The 18,383-nt window shown below is 54.4% G+C and carries 7 protein-coding genes; all 7 read right to left on the bottom strand.

Annotation, left to right across the window (positions count from 1 at the left end; all coding sequences use genetic code 11):
- Positions 1 to 146 precede the first annotated feature (146 nt).
- Genes NAV27_RS09670 through pglW form a run of 7 tightly spaced genes read right to left on the bottom strand, consistent with a single transcriptional unit; the run spans position 147 to position 18,249 of the window.
- Positions 147 to 341 (bottom strand): helix-turn-helix transcriptional regulator, encoded by a 195-nt coding sequence (locus NAV27_RS09670; protein ID WP_102829211.1) that lies wholly within the window; start codon positions 339 to 341, stop codon positions 147 to 149.
- Between the two features lies 1 nt (position 342).
- On the bottom strand, positions 343 to 2,454 hold the full coding sequence (locus NAV27_RS09665; protein ID WP_102829212.1) for a DEAD/DEAH box helicase: 2,112 nt from the start codon (positions 2,452 to 2,454) through the stop codon (positions 343 to 345).
- A 24-nt stretch (positions 2,455 to 2,478) separates the two neighbouring features.
- Positions 2,479 to 3,798, bottom strand: coding sequence for a BREX system ATP-binding protein BrxD (gene brxD, locus NAV27_RS09660; protein WP_040259326.1), 1,320 nt, complete (start codon positions 3,796 to 3,798; stop codon positions 2,479 to 2,481).
- A 15-nt stretch (positions 3,799 to 3,813) separates the two neighbouring features.
- Positions 3,814 to 6,603, bottom strand: coding sequence for a BREX-2 system phosphatase PglZ (gene pglZ, locus NAV27_RS09655; protein ID WP_102829349.1), 2,790 nt, complete (start codon positions 6,601 to 6,603; stop codon positions 3,814 to 3,816).
- A 4-nt stretch (positions 6,604 to 6,607) separates the two neighbouring features.
- Positions 6,608 to 10,282, bottom strand: coding sequence for a DUF6079 family protein (locus NAV27_RS09650; protein ID WP_102829213.1), 3,675 nt, complete (start codon positions 10,280 to 10,282; stop codon positions 6,608 to 6,610).
- A 16-nt stretch (positions 10,283 to 10,298) separates the two neighbouring features.
- Entirely contained in the window at positions 10,299 to 14,024 is a 3,726-nt protein-coding gene (pglX, locus tag NAV27_RS09645; protein ID WP_102829214.1) for a BREX-2 system adenine-specific DNA-methyltransferase PglX, read from the bottom strand.
- A 43-nt stretch (positions 14,025 to 14,067) separates the two neighbouring features.
- Positions 14,068 to 18,249 (bottom strand): BREX system serine/threonine kinase PglW, encoded by a 4,182-nt coding sequence (gene pglW, locus NAV27_RS09640; RefSeq protein ID WP_102829215.1) that lies wholly within the window; start codon positions 18,247 to 18,249, stop codon positions 14,068 to 14,070.
- Positions 18,250 to 18,383 lie beyond the last annotated feature (134 nt).

Below are 18,383 nucleotides of genomic sequence, written 5' to 3'. Positions count from 1 at the left end.
ATTTGGGCGGAGCAAAACTTCTGTGTCGAGCGCAGCTTACTGATACAAACAAGCGAGGCTCAGCTCGAAGGTAAGACAATCTATTACTAAATCGCCGACTGATTGAAAGATAACGGCGAAATATCATCGACCTCGCCGGTATCAAGTTATCGGCGAGGGTTAAGATCTCGCGCTGCAATCCTGCTCTTAATCCACTCCTGGACCTCGCTCTCAAGCCAACCAACACTACGGCCTACCAATGGGACGGGCCTCGGAAACCCGTCCTCACTGATGAGCTTGTAGATTGTTGATCGAGCAAGGCCGGTCGTCTCGATAACTCCGCTGAGACGGATAATTTTCATATCAGGCTTCTTCCTTCACCCACAGAACGGCGAGCGAGATTCGGCTGAACTGGTTGAAATCACTATCCACTGAGTAGCGTTCTCCCAGCTCACGATCAATTTCCTTCTGGCTCAAGCACTCAGAAAATTTCAGCTCTTGCACAAAGGCTTCATCCAGCAGAACCGCCAAATCATGAGCGTCACCCACAAGAATCTCTCGAATAGCACTCACCAGCGCCTCGGCTGAGTAGACGTGGCGAAAGCTCAAGCACTCGTTGTCGGCGATGAGCTTATCTGCCTCATCAGCCAGCAGATCCTTCATGGCCGAATTCAGCAGCTTGCCTGCGAAGTTCCACCAAACTGCATTGCCATCGGCATCAAAGATCAGAGTGCTTCTACCCGACTCCATCCATCCGTACTGATCACGGAGATCGGCAAGCAGCCCTTGAGCCCTGGATGAAAGACCTTCTGGAACGAGATCTGAAATCAACACATCAACAATCGCACGACACAGCTCATATCTCAAAGGTTGCGCATCACTGACCCATTGCGACTTACCACGCACCTCGGATGGCTCAACAAAGGCCTTTTTCCGCGGCCAGTCGATATAGGTCGTTTGCCAACTGCGTCCACCAAGAGTAAGCAGCGCCGGGCCGTTATCACGGACAGCGAAGGTCAGTTGGTGAACCTCACCTAGCTCCTGCTTACCCCAAAAAACCTTGACCATGGGGGGCGTCGTGAAGACCGAAAAGAGCTCCATGAAATTCTTCTCGCCAAACGTCCTCTCTCCGGCCTTGCCAATCCCGATGAGTCCCTCATCAGAGTGCAATATGCCGGCCCCAAGCATGTAGCTGATAACACCAGCCCGGTCATCCAACGTGACTCCAGCAAAACCCGGCATGCGCCCAACCCACCGGTCGACGTCGGCAGCGATGATGCCTTTTTGCTGAAGCGCCAATGCCATCGTTTGCTGGGCATAGATGTGCATTGGCCTCGCGGGCGGCTCGATAGGTTCGACATACCCCTTCCGCCATAGCTGCAACAATGCCAAAGCGCGAAGAAACGCATCTTCCTTGGTAGCCAGAAACAGACAGTTTCGAGAGCTGCCCGAGCGTCTGCCAGTGCGGCCAATACGCTGCAGGAACGAAGCAACCGTGTACGGGGCATCGATCTGGATCACCCGATCGAGGTCGCCCACATCGATACCCAACTCCAACGTCGAAGTAGAAACGATGACGCAGTCATTACCCTGGGAGAACGCTTCTTCAGCAGCTCTCCGCTCCTCCAGGCTTAAGGAACTGTGGGAGATGTAGGTGGCAACACCAAGGCACCGTAACTCAACAGCGAGCTCCTCAACCTTGGATCGGCTATCCACGAAGACGAGGCGCTTCTCGCCTTTGTGCAATCGTGAAATCACAACTGCTGCGTTTTTCAGCGATCCGACCCAATCGACTTGGACGTCAGGAATCACATTGTTCTCTGCAGGAGGGTTGATCACGCTTCTTCGGGCATTACAGCTACCGGCAAGCCAATCGCAGAGCGTGTCAGGATTACCTACGGTTGCTGAGAGTCCTAAGCGCTGGATCTCTCGGCCTGCTAGAACGCTGATTCGCTCCAGGACAGACAGCAAGTGCCAGCCACGGTCATCACCGGCAAAGGCATGAACCTCATCAATAATCACTGTCCGCACGTTGGCAAAAAACTGCTGATGATCAACCTTGTTGGAGACAAGCATGACCTCCAACGACTCAGGTGTTGTCAGCAGAATGTCTGGTGGCGAGGCCACAATCTTGGCCTTACGCGCGGCACTGATATCGCCATGCCATAGGGCGACGCTGCGCCCCAGGAGATGTCCGTAGTAACTCAATCGCTGCTCAAGGTTATTGAGCAGCGCCTTGATCGGGCAGATGTAGAGAACAGAAAGGCCTTCCCAGCTCTCACTGAGCATGCGTGAAAACACCGGAAAGCTTGCCGCTTCGGTTTTTCCGCCAGCCGTTGGCGCCAACAGAATCGCGTGCTCGCCATCCAGAACGGGCTGAATGGTGGCCTCTTGCAAAGGCCGCAAACCGTTCCAACCCAGAGAGTTGACGATGTGGTGCTGCAAGGCAGGGTGGAGCTTGTCGAACTCACTCATGCAACAAAGCTCCAATCAGGCAGCTCAAAGATCGAGCTCGATATCATCTACCGAGCTTGCCGCACTGGTAGCGCGCTCGACCGATGTCAGCTCGGTATCTGAAATGGTCAATGCGTAGTGCTGTCGCGGATTGAAGTCTTCGAACTGGTCAATACGATCCAGGACCTCACCCACCAGCTTTTTCAGGAAAATCCGCGGTGCAATTCCGACCTTGCCGCCCAGCTTACCGGTCACCGCCTTTGCCAGCTCAGCGATGTAATCATCGTCTGCCAGCCGCAGAATGCGGTCAGCCGTAACGCTGTTATCGGCATACAGGTTGCGCACCTTGCGACCAACCTCCTCCAGAGACTCCTGACTGAACCCACGGAGACGAATTTGCACGGCGCGAGGATTATCGAACCGAGCATCAGTGGTGAAGTCGACTGCCAGACGCTGAGCTAGAGGAGACAGCCGCTGGACACCCATAGGGCCATCGTAGAAGGCTGGAGTACCTGTGATAACCAGATAAAGGCCAGGGAATCGCCCAGAGTCGACCTCATCCATCAACTGACGCAGTGCGTTCAGGCTCTTGTCGCGAACATCTCCGCGCATACGCTGGAGTGTTTCAACCTCGTCGAGCACCAGTAGCAGACCAGGATGCCCTGAATCCTTGAGTATGGTTAGAACACCTTGCAGGAAGCTCAACGCGCCGAAATGATCGATGTCGCCCTTGATCATTGCATAGCGCTTAACCGCAGCAGAAATGTTCGGCTGACCTGCCATCCAGGCCAAAAGCCCGTTGGCGATCTCTTCCTGGCCTTCTAGGAGAGCTCTCCGGTAGGCACGTAGAGTTAGGGCAAATGCAGGTGCAGAGCGCACGACTTCGCCCAAGCGCTTTTCCATCAGTAAATCAGTGGCATCGATCAACGCTTCGGAGTCATTCGGATCGATGTCATGCTGGGCCAGCACATCCTCTTCAAGGGTGTAGAACCAGGCTTCGACGATATTCTGAAATGCGCCCGAGGGCATATCTGGCGTCGTCAAACGCTCCATCAGACGTCGATAGACCGTCTCCAGGCGGTGCAGCGGCGTCTCAGTCTCGGAAATTTGTACCTCGGCGCAGGCAAAGCCGAGTCGGTGTGCTTTTTCACGGAGCCAACGTGACGCAAAGGTTTTACCGCTGCCGTACTCGCCACGAATAGCCTTGAATACCGCCCCGCCTCGACTGACCTTTTCCAGCTCTTCATCAAAGGCGCGCTCGAAGGGCAACAAGCCAACAGCTAAGGCATCTAAACCATACTGCGGCACAGTTCCACGCCGCAGAGCGTCCAGAATATCCTGACGACGTTGTTGGCTAATCGACATGCCTACACCCTGTAGTTATTGAATTTCAAACTGCTTCTTCAGATCTGCAACGTTCAAACGCACTGTCTGGGAATCACGCTCGACTGAAAGGATCGGATAGCCATCCACATTGAGCAGTTTCTGTGCACCCGCGAGGAACCCACGAATCCGCAGTTTCGGGATCAGCAACTCGGAACAAAGCACCGCCTCCATAACCTGCCAGCGGTGCTTTTCCATCAGCCTCAGCAGCGCCTGCATTTGTTCATCGCTGATCGCTGTGCGGCCTGCTCTATCGCGAACTTGGCCATAGACCGGCGAACTGAGCAACTCAGCAACCCAATCGCTTGTAGCGACCACCGGAACGCTTTTGCTCAAGGCTTTCGCTGGCGATGCAAAGCCGAACATGTCCTCGACAACCTCAGCCACAGCCTGCTTCTTGCCAGCTGATTTCTTGGTGGGTGCTTCGACAGATACGGTGGGCTCATCAACCGCGCTCGGCGTGTCTGACTGAATGGCCTTCGTCGAATACCACCAAGCTGGCAGTCGTCGAGGCACCTCACGCCAACCCTCTACCCTTTGCCGCGTGGCGGCATTGATATAGACCCCAAGCGGTATCACAACCTCCTGGAGCGAACCACCACCGTGGTAACCATGGCTCTTACTTCGGGTGTAACGCAGGCGTTCTGACCAAGGCAGGATCACCTGCTTATTCGCCGTCACGACACGCTCACCCGACAACTGGACTTCCAGCTCAGAGGGAACAATGCCAGGGGCCACCGGGTGATAGCGCTCGCCGTTTTCGTCGGCGGACTGCTGGTAAACCGAATCATGATCCAGTACGTGGCCGTGATCACTGGTAATGATCACCACGCGACCCGCCTCGCGAGCGGCCTCCATGACATGCCGCAGCAAGGCCACGGTTTCAAAGGACCAATCGACCTTAACTTGCGAGCTACTGGACAGCTGATCATCGATCGCATTGATCACCACCGCCAGAACTCGGTGTTCCGTACCCGCAATTATCCCCCGAACGCTGCTATGCAAACTGCCAGATCCAGACTGGGACAAATCCTGCTTATGGAACACTTGCGGTGGAAACTTGGTGGAGGCCAGCTTTTTTAGCTGAGGGTGGCTACTGAAAGCCTTCTTCTCGTCGTTAGCATTGCCCTCACACAGAGCCCCCGATAGCAGCGAGCAACGGCTGACCTGAGTCACAGTGGGCAAGGCTGCAACCAGACATGCATCGCCCTGTGCACCAACGGGCTGTAGCTCCAACCAATGATTACGGGTGAGGTCTGCACTTAACTGCCTGTAGACGGCTTCGCTCATTCCATCCAGCACAAGCAAAAGCACTTGTCCCTGCTCGGCCAATGGTGCAACCAGATCATCCAGGGCGCGCTCGACAGGAATGAATCGAGCAGGCAGATGATCACCGCGAGCGATGCTTGCCAGTTGCTGCCCGAAAGCCTGGTTTTGCCGTTCCCTGTAACGCCCAACATGCTGCGAGAGCTTCTGGTACACCGTACTCAGGGACTCCTCAGCATCTCCCGCCCAAATTTCGGTTCGTGCCCAATCACAAAAACCACCCTGCTCGATGTAATCGCCGATCAGGCTAACTGCAGTTCCGTCCGCGTTCGGCGCCTTCTTGAGCCAACGTAGAAGGCGCATGGCCATATTGGCCCGAGCAACAGTCTCGCTATAGCGATCCAAGCCAGCCAGACGATGCCCCTCTATCTGCTGCAGAGCGAAATCCGCAGCCATGGAGTCCCCACCATCCAGAGCTTGATCCAAGGCAGAAGCAAAAGCGCTAAAGCGAGCATGTAAACCGCAAGGCAACAGCGAGGAATGCTCGGCGGCAGCCTGCATATCTAAGCTCGCAAGAATCTGCTCTGCTTTGGACAAGAAACGTGCATAGCTAGGGAAACCGAGAGCACCTATCCACTGCCTTACCAGAGTAACTGCGACCTCGCCCAGCGGCTGCAGGACTCGGAATTCGATCTTCTTCCCACCCAAAAAGCGCTCACGGAAAATCCCACGACTGATATGCAGCTGGGTTAAATCAAGCGCTTGCAGACGTTCAATGTCGGAGGAAAACAGCACGGAGCAGGCCAAGGCGACGGCGAGTAGATCACTCCCCTGATCATTCAGAAGCAACGTCGATACCACCTCATGAGTGTCGGGCAGGCCGCGGGCCAACCAATCCCCAAGGTTGTCTCGAATATCGCCTGGCAGAGCCGTAATCAGTGCACTGACATCACCCTTAGTGCTCCAGCTCAACACCGACTGCAGATCCAACGTGGCTTCTTGGTAGTTCAGATGAGCCATGGCGATAGAGCGCCAGGCTGTCTCCTCATCCAGAATCTCTCCGAAGCTGATTTTCCCCTGATAGCGTTCAACACCATTGAGCATCGCCTCAGCTACCCAACGGCTCTGCTTGCGTGTTAGGCGAGGATCAATGTCCCGGACACGAATCAGCTGCTGCAGGGTCTTCCAAGGGCTTATCCGTTGCGGCTCGTTGCGCCAAATTCTGGCCAACACGTCCATAGCTAGATCCGTCTCGGCAAAGCCGGACAGCAGCACAAGACGCTCGGAGGTTTCCTTTCGATCCTGGTGATGCTTGACCAAGGCCTCTCGCATCGCCAACTCAGAGACGCAGTAGACGGCCCTGACTTTTCGCCCTTCAACAACTTGCTCTACAGCTAAAGTCGCTAAAGGGTTTGGCCACACTAATGCCACGCAGTCAGCCTCAGCGTCACGCTGAAAAACTGCCTGCAGTTGGGTCACCACCGGCATCGGCAATGTCGCGCTCGCCTGCATGATCGACATCACCTCAATCCTCTGCCCCATCCATGCGCACAATGCTGTAGCTCACATCCAGCACATAGCCGTCCTGCAATTTACTCTCAATCTCGGCGAACAAAGTGCGCGCCTGCTTGCTGGTCAAACCGCTCTGCTGAACCTGCTCCAGCACCTTTCTGCCACCGGCACCTTTGATACTGGAATCGGCAGGCGGAACGTTCTGAACGGCCGGAGGAACGACGTTTCGCGTCAACTGCGATGTAGCATCTGCCTGAGCCTGTCGAAGCGCTTGGGCCAGCGCCGTCACCAGCTCATCTGCGGTCAGCGCAGCACTGACACGCTGCTTAATCTGCAGCGCCTCAGCTGCCCCTGACTTCCACACGGTTTCCAGCAGTTGCCAGTTATTGTCCTGGATCGCCTGGGTCACGCTGGCAGCGCTGACGATACTTTTGGCGAGAGCCATCGCGTTGGTGGGCGGCTGAATATCCGCCAGCGCAGCGATCAGGTCTGCCCCCTGCTTACCCTGCAAGGTCTGCAATAGACTCACGGCATACTCAGCATTACGCAGACGATTGCATTGTGTCCCCTGATTAACCCGGTTCAATGCACCTCTGAGCTCAGTAACCAGTTCCTCACAATGCCCAAGCTGGCGCTTAACCTCATCCTGCACATCTTTTTCCAGTGCATTCTGATGGTTGGCGGTGCGCAGCTTGTTAGGCGTCAGGCCGAAGATGGCGGAGGCGTTATCTACGCCCAGCTTCCAGATGTTCGGCTCGGCCAAATCCTGCTTGGTCAGTAACAGGTTATCCGGCATGTCCTTGAGCGTCGGCTCATAGTCCTGACCATGCAACGAAAAAGCGTACTGGCCATGCTCGGCAAACACCATGATCAGCAGGTTCTGCACAATGTCCGGCAGCCCTTTGGGTGTCGGCTGATCAATGGCCGAACGTAGGCGCCTCACCGTCACTGGATCCCCGGCGTATTCATCCTTGGCCAGCTCTCGAGTCATGTGCTTCGGCCAATCATCCTTGAAGATGAAATGCCGCTCATGCATCTCGCCAAGCTTCAGTGGCTGTGCAATCGAACGCATGATCGAGCGCAACGGCGTGTCGATATCGATGCGACCATTACTGGCATGCACAGCCCGACGCAGCTGCTCCATCACCTTGCCCAAGTCTGCCAGCCTGACCTCACCGTCAAACTCAGGGTGATCCGGATACTGGAAGCTCAGCGCCTGGTTAAGTAGGTGCTCGAAGGCCGCACGCAGATTACTGCCCACCGGCAGCTGCGGAGTAAATCCGGGCTCCAGCGAATAAACCTGGCTTTCCAGTTGTACCGAATCATCCAGCGAGCCCGGGATCGGTTGTGCCGCACCGAATGCACCCATGAGGTAATCACGAATGCGCTGGCGTAGCTGGCTACGCTGGTTATCGAGAAGCGTCCGCGCTTGGGCCCGCTCAAGTGGGCTCAGATGCTTACTAAAGGAGACGAAGCGATCTTCGCTTTTCAGTACGTGCTCAAGGGTCACCAAGGTTCCCAAATCACGCTGCGCCGACTGGCTAAAGAAATACGGCAACCAGCACAGCGTCTGTGTCGCATTACCAGTGGCTTCGTACTCCTGGATGCGTGCCCTATCGCTCGCGGGAGAATGGTTGCCCTGGTCAAAGGGAAAGTCGACCAGCACCTTCCAATCATCACCACGCGCCTCAAAGGTGGTGAAGTCGGAAATCTCGCGAATGTTCTGAAACATCACCTCTACGGTACGACGAGTGCCGCGCCAGGCAAATGGATGCTCAATAAACAGCTGATTGTCATCCTGAACGCCGAATGCCTCGAACAGCAAATCCTTGGTCAGCTTGCGACGTGCGCCATCGTTGTCATGGATTTTCGCCTGCTCAAGAATGCTCTCGGTATCGACGCCGGAAAGCTGAATCGCGATAACCGGGTTGGAGTCATCACTGATCTTGATCTCACCGACTCGCCCCGCCCATTTGCGGCACTTCTGCAAAACCGTCTGCGCTTCACGCCCTGGGATCGGTGATTTGATGGTGCCGTGGTTCAACGCAGCGAGCTTATTGGCCGTGAGCTGCTTGAAGCACTCCACCTCCGGAACCAGCGCCGACAGCAACAAGGTCTTAATCAAGCGCATGTCGTTGATAAAGGCGCGACGGCCTGGATCGTTCGCAGGCAGCTCCAGCAGCTGATCCAGCTTGAGGTTGTGTTCTTCCTCGAGTAGCGGCACCAGCTTGCGCTCGAACAGATGGCGAGCATTGTCGAAATGCATACGCATCACTTCTGAGAACGGCTCGGCCTCGGAGGCAATTACGTCGTAAAGGTCACCGACCGGAATGCAGCCGCCGAGCTCCAGGGTTTCGCGCTGATCGACCAACAGCATCAGCATGACCTTGAGCGCAGTACGCTCGCGCTGCAGCGCTGAAGACAGCGCCACCAGCGCCTGCACCAGAGCAGGACTGAAGGGGTACAACGAGCGGAACATCTCGCGGTCACCCTGGTTGGTCAGCAGGATTTCCTGCACCTCGCTGCGCAAACCCGCATCCATGGCCGCAAAGGCATTGTCGATTTCCGCCTTGGCAGCTGCATTGATCGGCTTGAGCAAGCGGCGCTCAGCGATCACTGGCAGGTTGCGGTCTTCCAGAGTGATGGTGTGGAAACGACCATCCCAGTACTTAAGCGAGTCGCTCAGTGCTTGCTGCTCCGCGCCGTTGTACTGATCACCCACAAATTCACGCAGATCACGCTGGCGAGCAATAAAGCTGGCCATGGGCAGTGCACGTTGCTCACTGGCTTCAACCAGCTTCACCACTTTCTGAATGTTGTTGGCGATAAAGCGCTGGTCAGAAAGATGGCTGGCCAGCCAGAGGATCAGCTCATCGAGGAACAAGATGATCGCGTCGTAACCGAGCGCTTTGGCATGCTCCGTCATGATGCGTAGGCCTTCATCGAAATCGACGTAGCCGCCGTACTCGCTGTTGGCCATATCCGCCATGGAGCTGTAGAAGGTGCCGATCAGATCCCCAACCAGACGAGCCTTATCGTCCGCGCCAGCTTGGTCGTTGAGCACTGCATCGAAACTCGCTGCATCCCAACCAGTCGACAGATCGCCCCAGCCGTCGTCCTCAGCCGCTGCTGCGCCTTTGTTCAATGTGGCGAAGAAATTCGCATCACCCATATTGCTGCGCAGTTGCCGAGCATCACGAAACAACCGGTCACTCATGTAGAAGCCAGGTACCGAGGCATCGGGATGCAGGTGCTTGATATGTCGCGCGTAGCCACCCAACACTCCCGCCTCAATACTGGCTGCGCCGATCATGTGGTAAGGCACCAACAGGATATTGGTTTGCTGCAGCCACTCATCATGCTTGGCTACAGCCGGCGCCAGCTCGTTGATCGCCCGGGCTTGGGGATTGCCCTGCAACAGCAGGTGCAGCACCGCCATAAAGTGCGACTTACCGCTACCGAAGCTACCGTGCAGATACGCGCCCTTCTGACGGTTCTGGTTGCCCACCACGGTACTCTTGATAAAGCTCAAGGCATCGTCGAACGAACGCTGCAGCTGCGGCGTCACCACATACTGCTCAAGCGTTTGGCTGATAGCTGCATCAGCCAAACCACTGGACAGGTTAAGAACGAAATCACCCCGTTGAACCTTTTCTGGGATCTCGATCAGCTCTTTAATCAATGTCATGCGTCAAACCCCAGAATCAGTTCTGCTCGGCCACTTTCTTTTTACGACCGCCACGTTTTCCAGCGACTGCAGCCGGCTGCCAGCTCAAAAGGTCGGCCCGAGTGATTTCCAGATTACGCAGTTCTTCGAGGAGGAAGCCTTCGTAGTAGTCGCCCATGCGAGCACCGAACTCAGCATCCACTTCGTTGTGCCATTGTTTCAACCAAGGGATCAGCTCATCCAGCGCCACCAGCATTGGCATAAGGCGCTCTGCTTCCCAGCCCTCACCCTCTTTGCGATCCAGATACCAAGCGGCAATGGCCTGAGCTCGTTGCAAATGGTTCAAACCGGCCCAGCCGATGACCAGTGTGGTATCTCCGCCTTTCTCGCAACCAGGCAGCGAGAAGAAACGCTCTTTGGGAACATCAAGCTTACCGCGCAGGCTCCAGTAAGAAGGCTTACGAAAGTCAGCTGACTTATACTGAGGAGGCAAAGGGATTTCGCCAACTTTTTCAGCTTTCTCCAGCCTGGCTTTAGTCAAGGCTAAATCGTACTTATTTTTCTTTTCAGGATCCCGAGCATCTTCTCCCGACAGAGGCCGACCAACACCATATTTGATATCAATAACATCCTCATCATGCTGCATCGCCCATATATCTTGCCAAGCGCGAAACTTGGGCATCGCAGTATGCTTTAGTCGTTCACAAGCAATTTGTGGAACATTATTTTCAGAAATCAGCTGAATTACAAACTCCTGCACATCCAGAAAACCCTCACCACTACAAGCTTTCAAAATCTCAAACGCACCATTATCAGCACGTAATCTATCTGCCAGCTGAGCACAAGTCTGCAATTGAGCAGAACCACACATTTCCTCAAGACGACCTAGAACAAACTCTTTCAGAGCAGCTTTCAGCATCTCTCCCCAGTTAATTTCCATCCAACGCCTTTTATACTCAGGGCGTTCAAGGATTTTTATCCAGGGATTAACATCCATAGCCTCCAACCGAAGCTTGATAAGCTCTTTATAATCCCTAGGAAAATCAGATGGTATTTCAGGACAAGGCTTATAACCGTGACGTTCAAACCAAATCAGATTACTCTCTCCCTCCCCTTCCACCCTAAGGTCTTTAGCCATCTTAATTTCGAATGCTCGCTGCCCCATACGGACCGCCGGCAGATCACCATCATAGCAATAGCCAGAGTCGGTCAGCCCATAGAGACTGTATACACACCAATCCAACTCTTCCTGAAGGGCAACAAGCTTATATTCACAATCCTTATATCTTAGCGCCGCAGAGTGAAGGGCACTCTCCAAACCTACCGCAGACTTTAAACCAATAATCTTGCTTGGCCGCAACTCAGACATCTCACGAGATACGAGCTCTATTTTCTCGACAATTCGCAAAACGTTGCGACCGAGATCCTTGGCAATAGGGAATTTTTTCATTCCTGTACCAGCTAGCTGATAACGTTCATCCCAGAGAGTTTTTCTGACACGAGCACCTTCACCCCCAACGTGATCTCCGCCTTTTGGATAAAAAACCTGCTTCATCCAAAAACACGCAACAGAGCTATTCAAAAAACCAAAAATATCGAGATAATCATTCTCAGCAGCATCGGAACGCAGCTTTATTACAGGAGCCGTACGATTGAAAATCTTACCCTCCCGATCAAAAGCAAAGTGATTATGAGTAGCAACCTCACCATAACAAATACTCAGAGGATCCTTATTTCGATCCCTAGGTATTTGATGGTATTCAGCAAAATGCCGACCCGCCTCTTTAAATGTTTTATCACCAAATGTATTTCGCAACCACAACAAACTACGAAGAGGCCAAAGATACTTATACTGAGAAGGAGAAATATCGAAATCCATATTCGAGTCATATGGAAACAGGACTTCAGAAGCAGGCTCAATCATCCAATTTCTGACTTTTTCCCCATCAACCATTGGACGGCGCTCTGAAGAGGTTAAAATTTCCCCAACGCGCCCCTTGGGCAAAACAAATGCTTCATCCTCGCCAAGAATTGCGCCAAATCCAATGACATCTATCCTGGAACTCAAAAGCTCCTTCTCATCCTCAAGCAACTCTTTTAAATCTGATGCTCCACCACCGCCCACACTCCATGGATGGCAACTAAAAGAAGATCTATCCTGATCCACAACACTAACATATTCGTTTTCAGAACCACCGAAAGGCAACAAACCCACTATGGAAGACCAAACTTTTGCTAGAGCGGGATTTTCAGGAACCTCCGTCTCCCCTCTAATGCCCAAAACCGCACGAACACAATCCGATTTTGGCAACTGGTTCCTACCAAACAAGACCACAGTAGGCGTTCCATGACCAGGGATATAAGCCACTGAAGTATCTATCACATGAGTCAAATCTTTGCGCGGAAGATAATCCTCAATTAATTTCTTACCAAACTCACGCTTCATGAAGCTATTGGCAGTAATCAACCCTATGAACCCAGCAGGTCGATTACTTTCCGTCGAAATTGCCAAGTCGAAGAAACGCTCAGTAAACGGAACGCCCAGAGAATATTTACGATGACAGGTTGGGTATCTGTCACGGTACGCTTGATTCAGCGCTTTATCTTTCACCGTGATGTACGGCGGGTTACCCACAACTACGTGATAACGCTGCCCGAGAATCTTATTTAGCCTTCCAGAATCTTCAACTTCGTATACGTGCTTCTTTTCCTCATCCAGCAAACCAGCCTGGATACCCTGCCCCTGCCACTCAAATCGACGGCCATGCAACAGTGAATCACCACAGGCCAGATTGAAATGAAAGTCGGGCGCACCCTTGATCTTGGTACTGCCTGCAGCCTTCATGGCAGCAATCAATAGACGAAATCTACAAATAGCTATGGCATAAGGGTTGATATCGGTGCCATGCACTACGTTAAGCGCTCGCTGTGCCAGCTCACGGGTATTAGTTCCTGGCTCGCGCTTCAACCACTGATTGAAAACCCGCTCGAAGGTCGTCAGCAGAAAGTGCCCTGAACCGCATGTAGGATCGATTAGGCGCAGCCCCGGCAGACCGAAAGTCTGAATCGCCGGCTCCAGGGTGTAATCGAGAATAAAGCTCTCAACGAATTCCGGGGTTTGCAGCAGCGCATAACGCTTGCGCACGGATTCAGAAAGATCCTGATAGAGGTCGCCAAGGAAGCGGGTATCCCATTCCCGGTCGGTAAAGTCGTGGAGGATCTCACCGCTGTCTGCATCGATCTTCTGGAAGAAGTCGATCAGACGTTTGGCACCATCAGCCGAAATCGGAATCTGCCAAAGAGGGTTATGGCGATGATCCAAAAGCTCTGCGATCACCGGATATTTTTCCAGCTCCGCGAATAGATCCAGCAGGTAGTGGCGCTCTTCAAAGGTGGGGTTCTCATTGAAGTAAGCCACCATGCGTTCTTTAGCCTGCTGCAAGGCATTACGCCCCTGCGCATCACTCACCGGGCCAGCCAAAACTGGCTCGTTCAGTAAGCCGTTGTCTTCAAGAAAACGCACAAACACACAGGTCAAAACCCAGGCCACTGCGGCCTGGGTTATTTGCGCTTCACGCCAGGAAACGAAGTGCTCGGCGGTGCGTTCAGCCTCAACCGCCGCGCGATATTCGCTCTGCAAATGTTCACTGAGCTCCACGCTGGACTCGCTGTAGGCGAGGATGTCCTTCTCAATATGCGGTAACAGGGACTGCAGGTTTTTCAGAAGATCGGCACGATTAATCACAGGTAAATCCTTGTGCATGTGGCCCAATACCTGCTGGCACTGGGTCTGCTATCAATTTTTATTAGGCAGTGGTTTTAACTGCCTCAGGTAGTAGCTGAGCATCGCCCAGCCAGCTACTGGGAATATGGGCAAACTCTTTGCTACCGGCGCCTGTAGGCACCAATACGTCATCGATCATGGCCGCGGAACGCTGCGCATCCACGGCGATGAGCAGAACCAACCCAGGCAACGCAATGCCACTGCGACCGCTAACGTTCATCAACTGTTGGCGCAGATCATTCAGCCATGTTGTCACCAGCTCATATCGCGCCAGCAGCCCTGGCTCCGTCAGAAGCACTGGTTGACCGGCCTGCAGAATCTCCTCAGCCATGCCCGGTAACGCACGCTGCACCAGACGCTGCAGGTTCTGCCAATCACGAGAACTGTGCTCACAGGCGTCTGCTTTGAGCACCACCTGCCAGTCCGGCGCTTTGGGCATGCTGGCGCATACAGCCTGTACATGGCGAAGGAGTAGCTCATCAAAGCTGATGAGCTTAAACGGATAGTCTCGGCAGAGTTTTTCCTGCGCTTGCCACCACTGACGCGGCCGGACGGTTAGCGCGAGGAAGTGAGAGGCAGTCACTGCCTTCTCCAGCATCAAACCCAGTTCTTTAACCGACTTGATTGTGGTGGTGTCGTCTTCGCCTTGTTGAGTCTGGCTGTAGTGAGTAGACCCAGCTGACGCGAAGCTGGTCATCCCTGCGCTTGGCAGGCAGTACCCCCCCCTATCGCCGTTGGCAAACTCAAAGCTGCCATTCCACTGGAAACCGATATCCAGGGAGCGCACCAGCTCATCAAGCTCAGGGCGGCCAGGTAGCTCCTGTGCTGCGGGATAGCGGCCGGCTACTCGGGTCTGAATATCTTTGACAGTAAGCGCCTTGCTGCCCAATAGCGCGCCTTGGGCCAACTCCAAAGCAAGCTTGGAGGGCATCCCTCGCGGATAGAATTCCACACGGCTGGATAGCGCTGCACTCTCGGATGCAGCTGCAGCCAAACGCAGAAGTCGGTGGTTGCTCAGACCTGCAAATGATTCTGGCGCTGGCACAGCACGGATCTTCTCCAGCGTACGAACGGGAGCCAGCAGTGGCAGCTGGCGAGCACACTCATCTGCCAGGCTGCCCAGGTCGCAAGCGTAATCGGCCAGTTCCTCCCCTCGCCCCTGGCGATTATCGGCAATCAGGAAGCGGTTACCGGAGCGACGCAAAAGCCAACGAGGCTCCTGCTTACTCAACTCCGTTTCCACGGCTGCCCGCACAACGGCATAGGCCCAGCGCTCACGCAGTGGGCTGTCTTGTACCGAGCCGCGACGAAGTAGGATGGCGTCAGCAACTTCGACCGCTGTCATCACACCGCCGTTATCTTCCAGCAGGCCGACGATGTCCTCTCTCAAGTCCGTAATCGCTTTGGTCTTACCCCACTGGGTCAGAACCTTATCGACCAACTCGCGCACCAGCAGAGTCTCAATGCCGAGGTGGCCGCTGATGGCTGCCGGCGTAGGCCAATGAACGTTGTGAGAGCCCTTTGGCGCATCCTCGTCCAATCGACCTAGGTATTCGTTAAGAAAGCTCAACCGAGTCTGATCAGTGGACTTCGGCAGAACGTGCTGGAACAGACGGTCGACACTTACAACGCTGGTGTCACCGGTATCCAATTGCTGAACTTGTTGACCGTCCAGAAGACGCGCCTGAAGCTGACCAATCACATCGGACAGCTCATTACGGGTCTTTACCCCCACCCCAGTCCAGACACGGACGCGGGAGCGGTTCAGCTTGATGAGGTCAGCAACGCTATTGATATTCCGACGACTGAGGGTATCCAGCGCTTGTGGGCTCAGAGCCAACAGGCCGATCTGCGTATCCAACTGAGCCTCGCTGATGGGGCACGTACGCTCCTGTGGCTGCTGGGTCGTGTGCAGAGACTCACTGCGCGCATCATGGAATGTCTTGCGCCACTCACGCAGCATCTCGCCGGCACTGGCAAAGCGCTTGCGCACATCACGAACCAAGGCCCGTTTGAAGAACTCAACCATGCGGTCGCGAATGCTCGGATCGAAGACGGTTCGATCAACCTCCAGCTCACCTTCGAGTTGATGTGGCAGCCCTTCAGAGGACGTCCACCCGGGCAAAGCCCCTGCAGCCATCTCGTAAAGGGTCAGCGCAACAGAGAAACGCTCTGCATGGTCGTCCCAACGACGGCGGCCAGGATCACGGATGAACGGATCCATGTAGGCCAGAGTGCCGGCACTGATATTGTCAGCACCGACACTGGACAGGGAGAAGTCAAAAAGCATGAGGTGAAGGACGCTGCCTTGCATCACCAAGCCGATGTTCTCCGGCTTGATATCACGATGCACTAACGCCTGGTTCTCTAGATGCACAACCGCACTGAGCAAGTCGTCACCGAAGCGCTCAAGCAACTCCAGCTGCACAGCGCCGACATGGCGGAGGCGCTGTGCCAGGGTGCCCTCGGTCGCGTAGTCGAGTAGCAGAGCGGTATGGCCAACGATATCTAGGGTTTTGTAGTAAGGAACAATGGCCTGGTGACGCAACCTGGACAGCACCTCGCCTTCTTTCGTAAGACGGCTATTGTGGTCAGGTGTCGAAGCGATCTTTAGAACGCGAGACTGCCCCTGGTAATCGACCAGGAATACGACTGAGCACGCACCTTTGCCAAGTGGCTGAACAACCTGGAAGCCTCCCGGCAGGAAGTCACCTTTACGGGCTTCAGTTGGGTTAGATCGAAGCGTGTTCGGCTGGCTAACCTCATCTTCAAGGTCATCCAGCCGTTTGATGAACTCACTGACCGATTCCAAGCGGCTGCCGACATCAGGGTGCGTGGCGTATTGCACCAGGTACTGCATAGCCTCGCTTGCACCGTTGATCTCATCGGTAACCTGCAGACCGCTGCCTCTGCGGAGCTTGTCCAGTAACTCGATGTCGGTTTGCGCGGGCTTTTTGCCTGTAAATAAGTGGTAGGCGATCGCACCCAGGGAGAAAACATCTAAGTGCACGCCGTCTGCAGCGCCAGTGTGCGCTTCCAGCGCGACATAAGGCCCTGCCTCTTCATGCACGAGGTTACTCAAACGGGTCAGCGCGCTGATATTGCGCGACTCACTCTCAAATATCCGCTCGGCAGTGGCCCAGTTGCTGATTTTGACACTGTACTTCTCTTCGCCCAGAGGCCTGACCCAGATGCACTGAGGGCTCAGGCCACGGTGATAAAGCTTTTGCCCATGCGCATACTGCACAGCCTCAGCAATTAGACGAAGCAGGTAGGTGGCCTGAACGGTATCCAGGCGCCGATCCTTACCCAGATGCATGAGAAGATGGTCAAGACGAAATGCCTTGGGATCATGCTCATAGACCAGTGCGGGGCCGCTGTCGTGATTCTGAAATTCGTGCGCTCGCAGGATTCCTGGATGCTCAATACCCTCAAGCAGGCGGAACTCAAGCTTGGCCGCTTTTTCGAGCCGAGAAACCTCTTCCTGCGGCTTACCCTGGGTCAGATAAATACGAACCTTGCGCTGCGCTCCAAGATCCGGGTGCAAGGCGAGCCAATCCTGATAGGTATCGGATTCGTCGAGTAGGCTCTGAAGCTCATAGCTGCCCACACGACGCATGCGCACGGACTCTTTAATGCCCGCTTCCTCTACAGCGCGTGAGATGACTTTGGCTGCATAAGCGGTAATCTGCCGATGCCTCCAGTTCTCATCGATTAGGGTGATTTCGCGGAGCAGCTCTTGCCGATTGACCACACCTTGGCGCGCATTACCTTCCAGCTTGATGACCAGGTCCTCTGCAGAGAGGAACACCAAAGCATCAATAAAAGGCACGGTTTCCTTGCTTCGATGAAATGAAGGCTGCAGCTTAAGCAGAGACGCCAGCTTTTGCGCTTTGCGCCGAGCAAGCAAGCGCGGATTATCGAAGATCTTCTGCCCACCCTTAGGCAAAGGTCTTTCCCAAACCCAGTTGGCAGCGTCACCACTAATGGTTCCAGGATGGGATTTGATCTCAATGAGGTACATCCCCTTGGGGGTGAGCACCATGAGATCAACTTCGTTGATGGAGCCGTCTTGGGCAATGAACTCAAAATTGGCCCACGCACGATAAGGATCGTGGTCAGGGAGCAGCTGCTTGGCAAACTCCAGCGCTTCCCGCTCCCATGTGTAATCGGATTGGGTGATCTGCTTCCAGAGTTTGTCCATCAATGGCCATCCTTGTTAATCGGCTGACGTTGGGAAGGTCAAGAGTATCCGTAAGGGATCGCTTACCATTTCCGCTCTACTTACTGCGGTTTCGCCCCAGCTCTACTCTTCAAGACTACCGTAAGCGAGTACCT

Origin of the sequence: Stutzerimonas degradans, assembly GCF_024448505.1 — a bacterium.
Classification (GTDB): domain Bacteria; phylum Pseudomonadota; class Gammaproteobacteria; order Pseudomonadales; family Pseudomonadaceae; genus Stutzerimonas; species Stutzerimonas degradans.
This window is presented reverse-complemented; position numbering and strand designations above follow the sequence as displayed.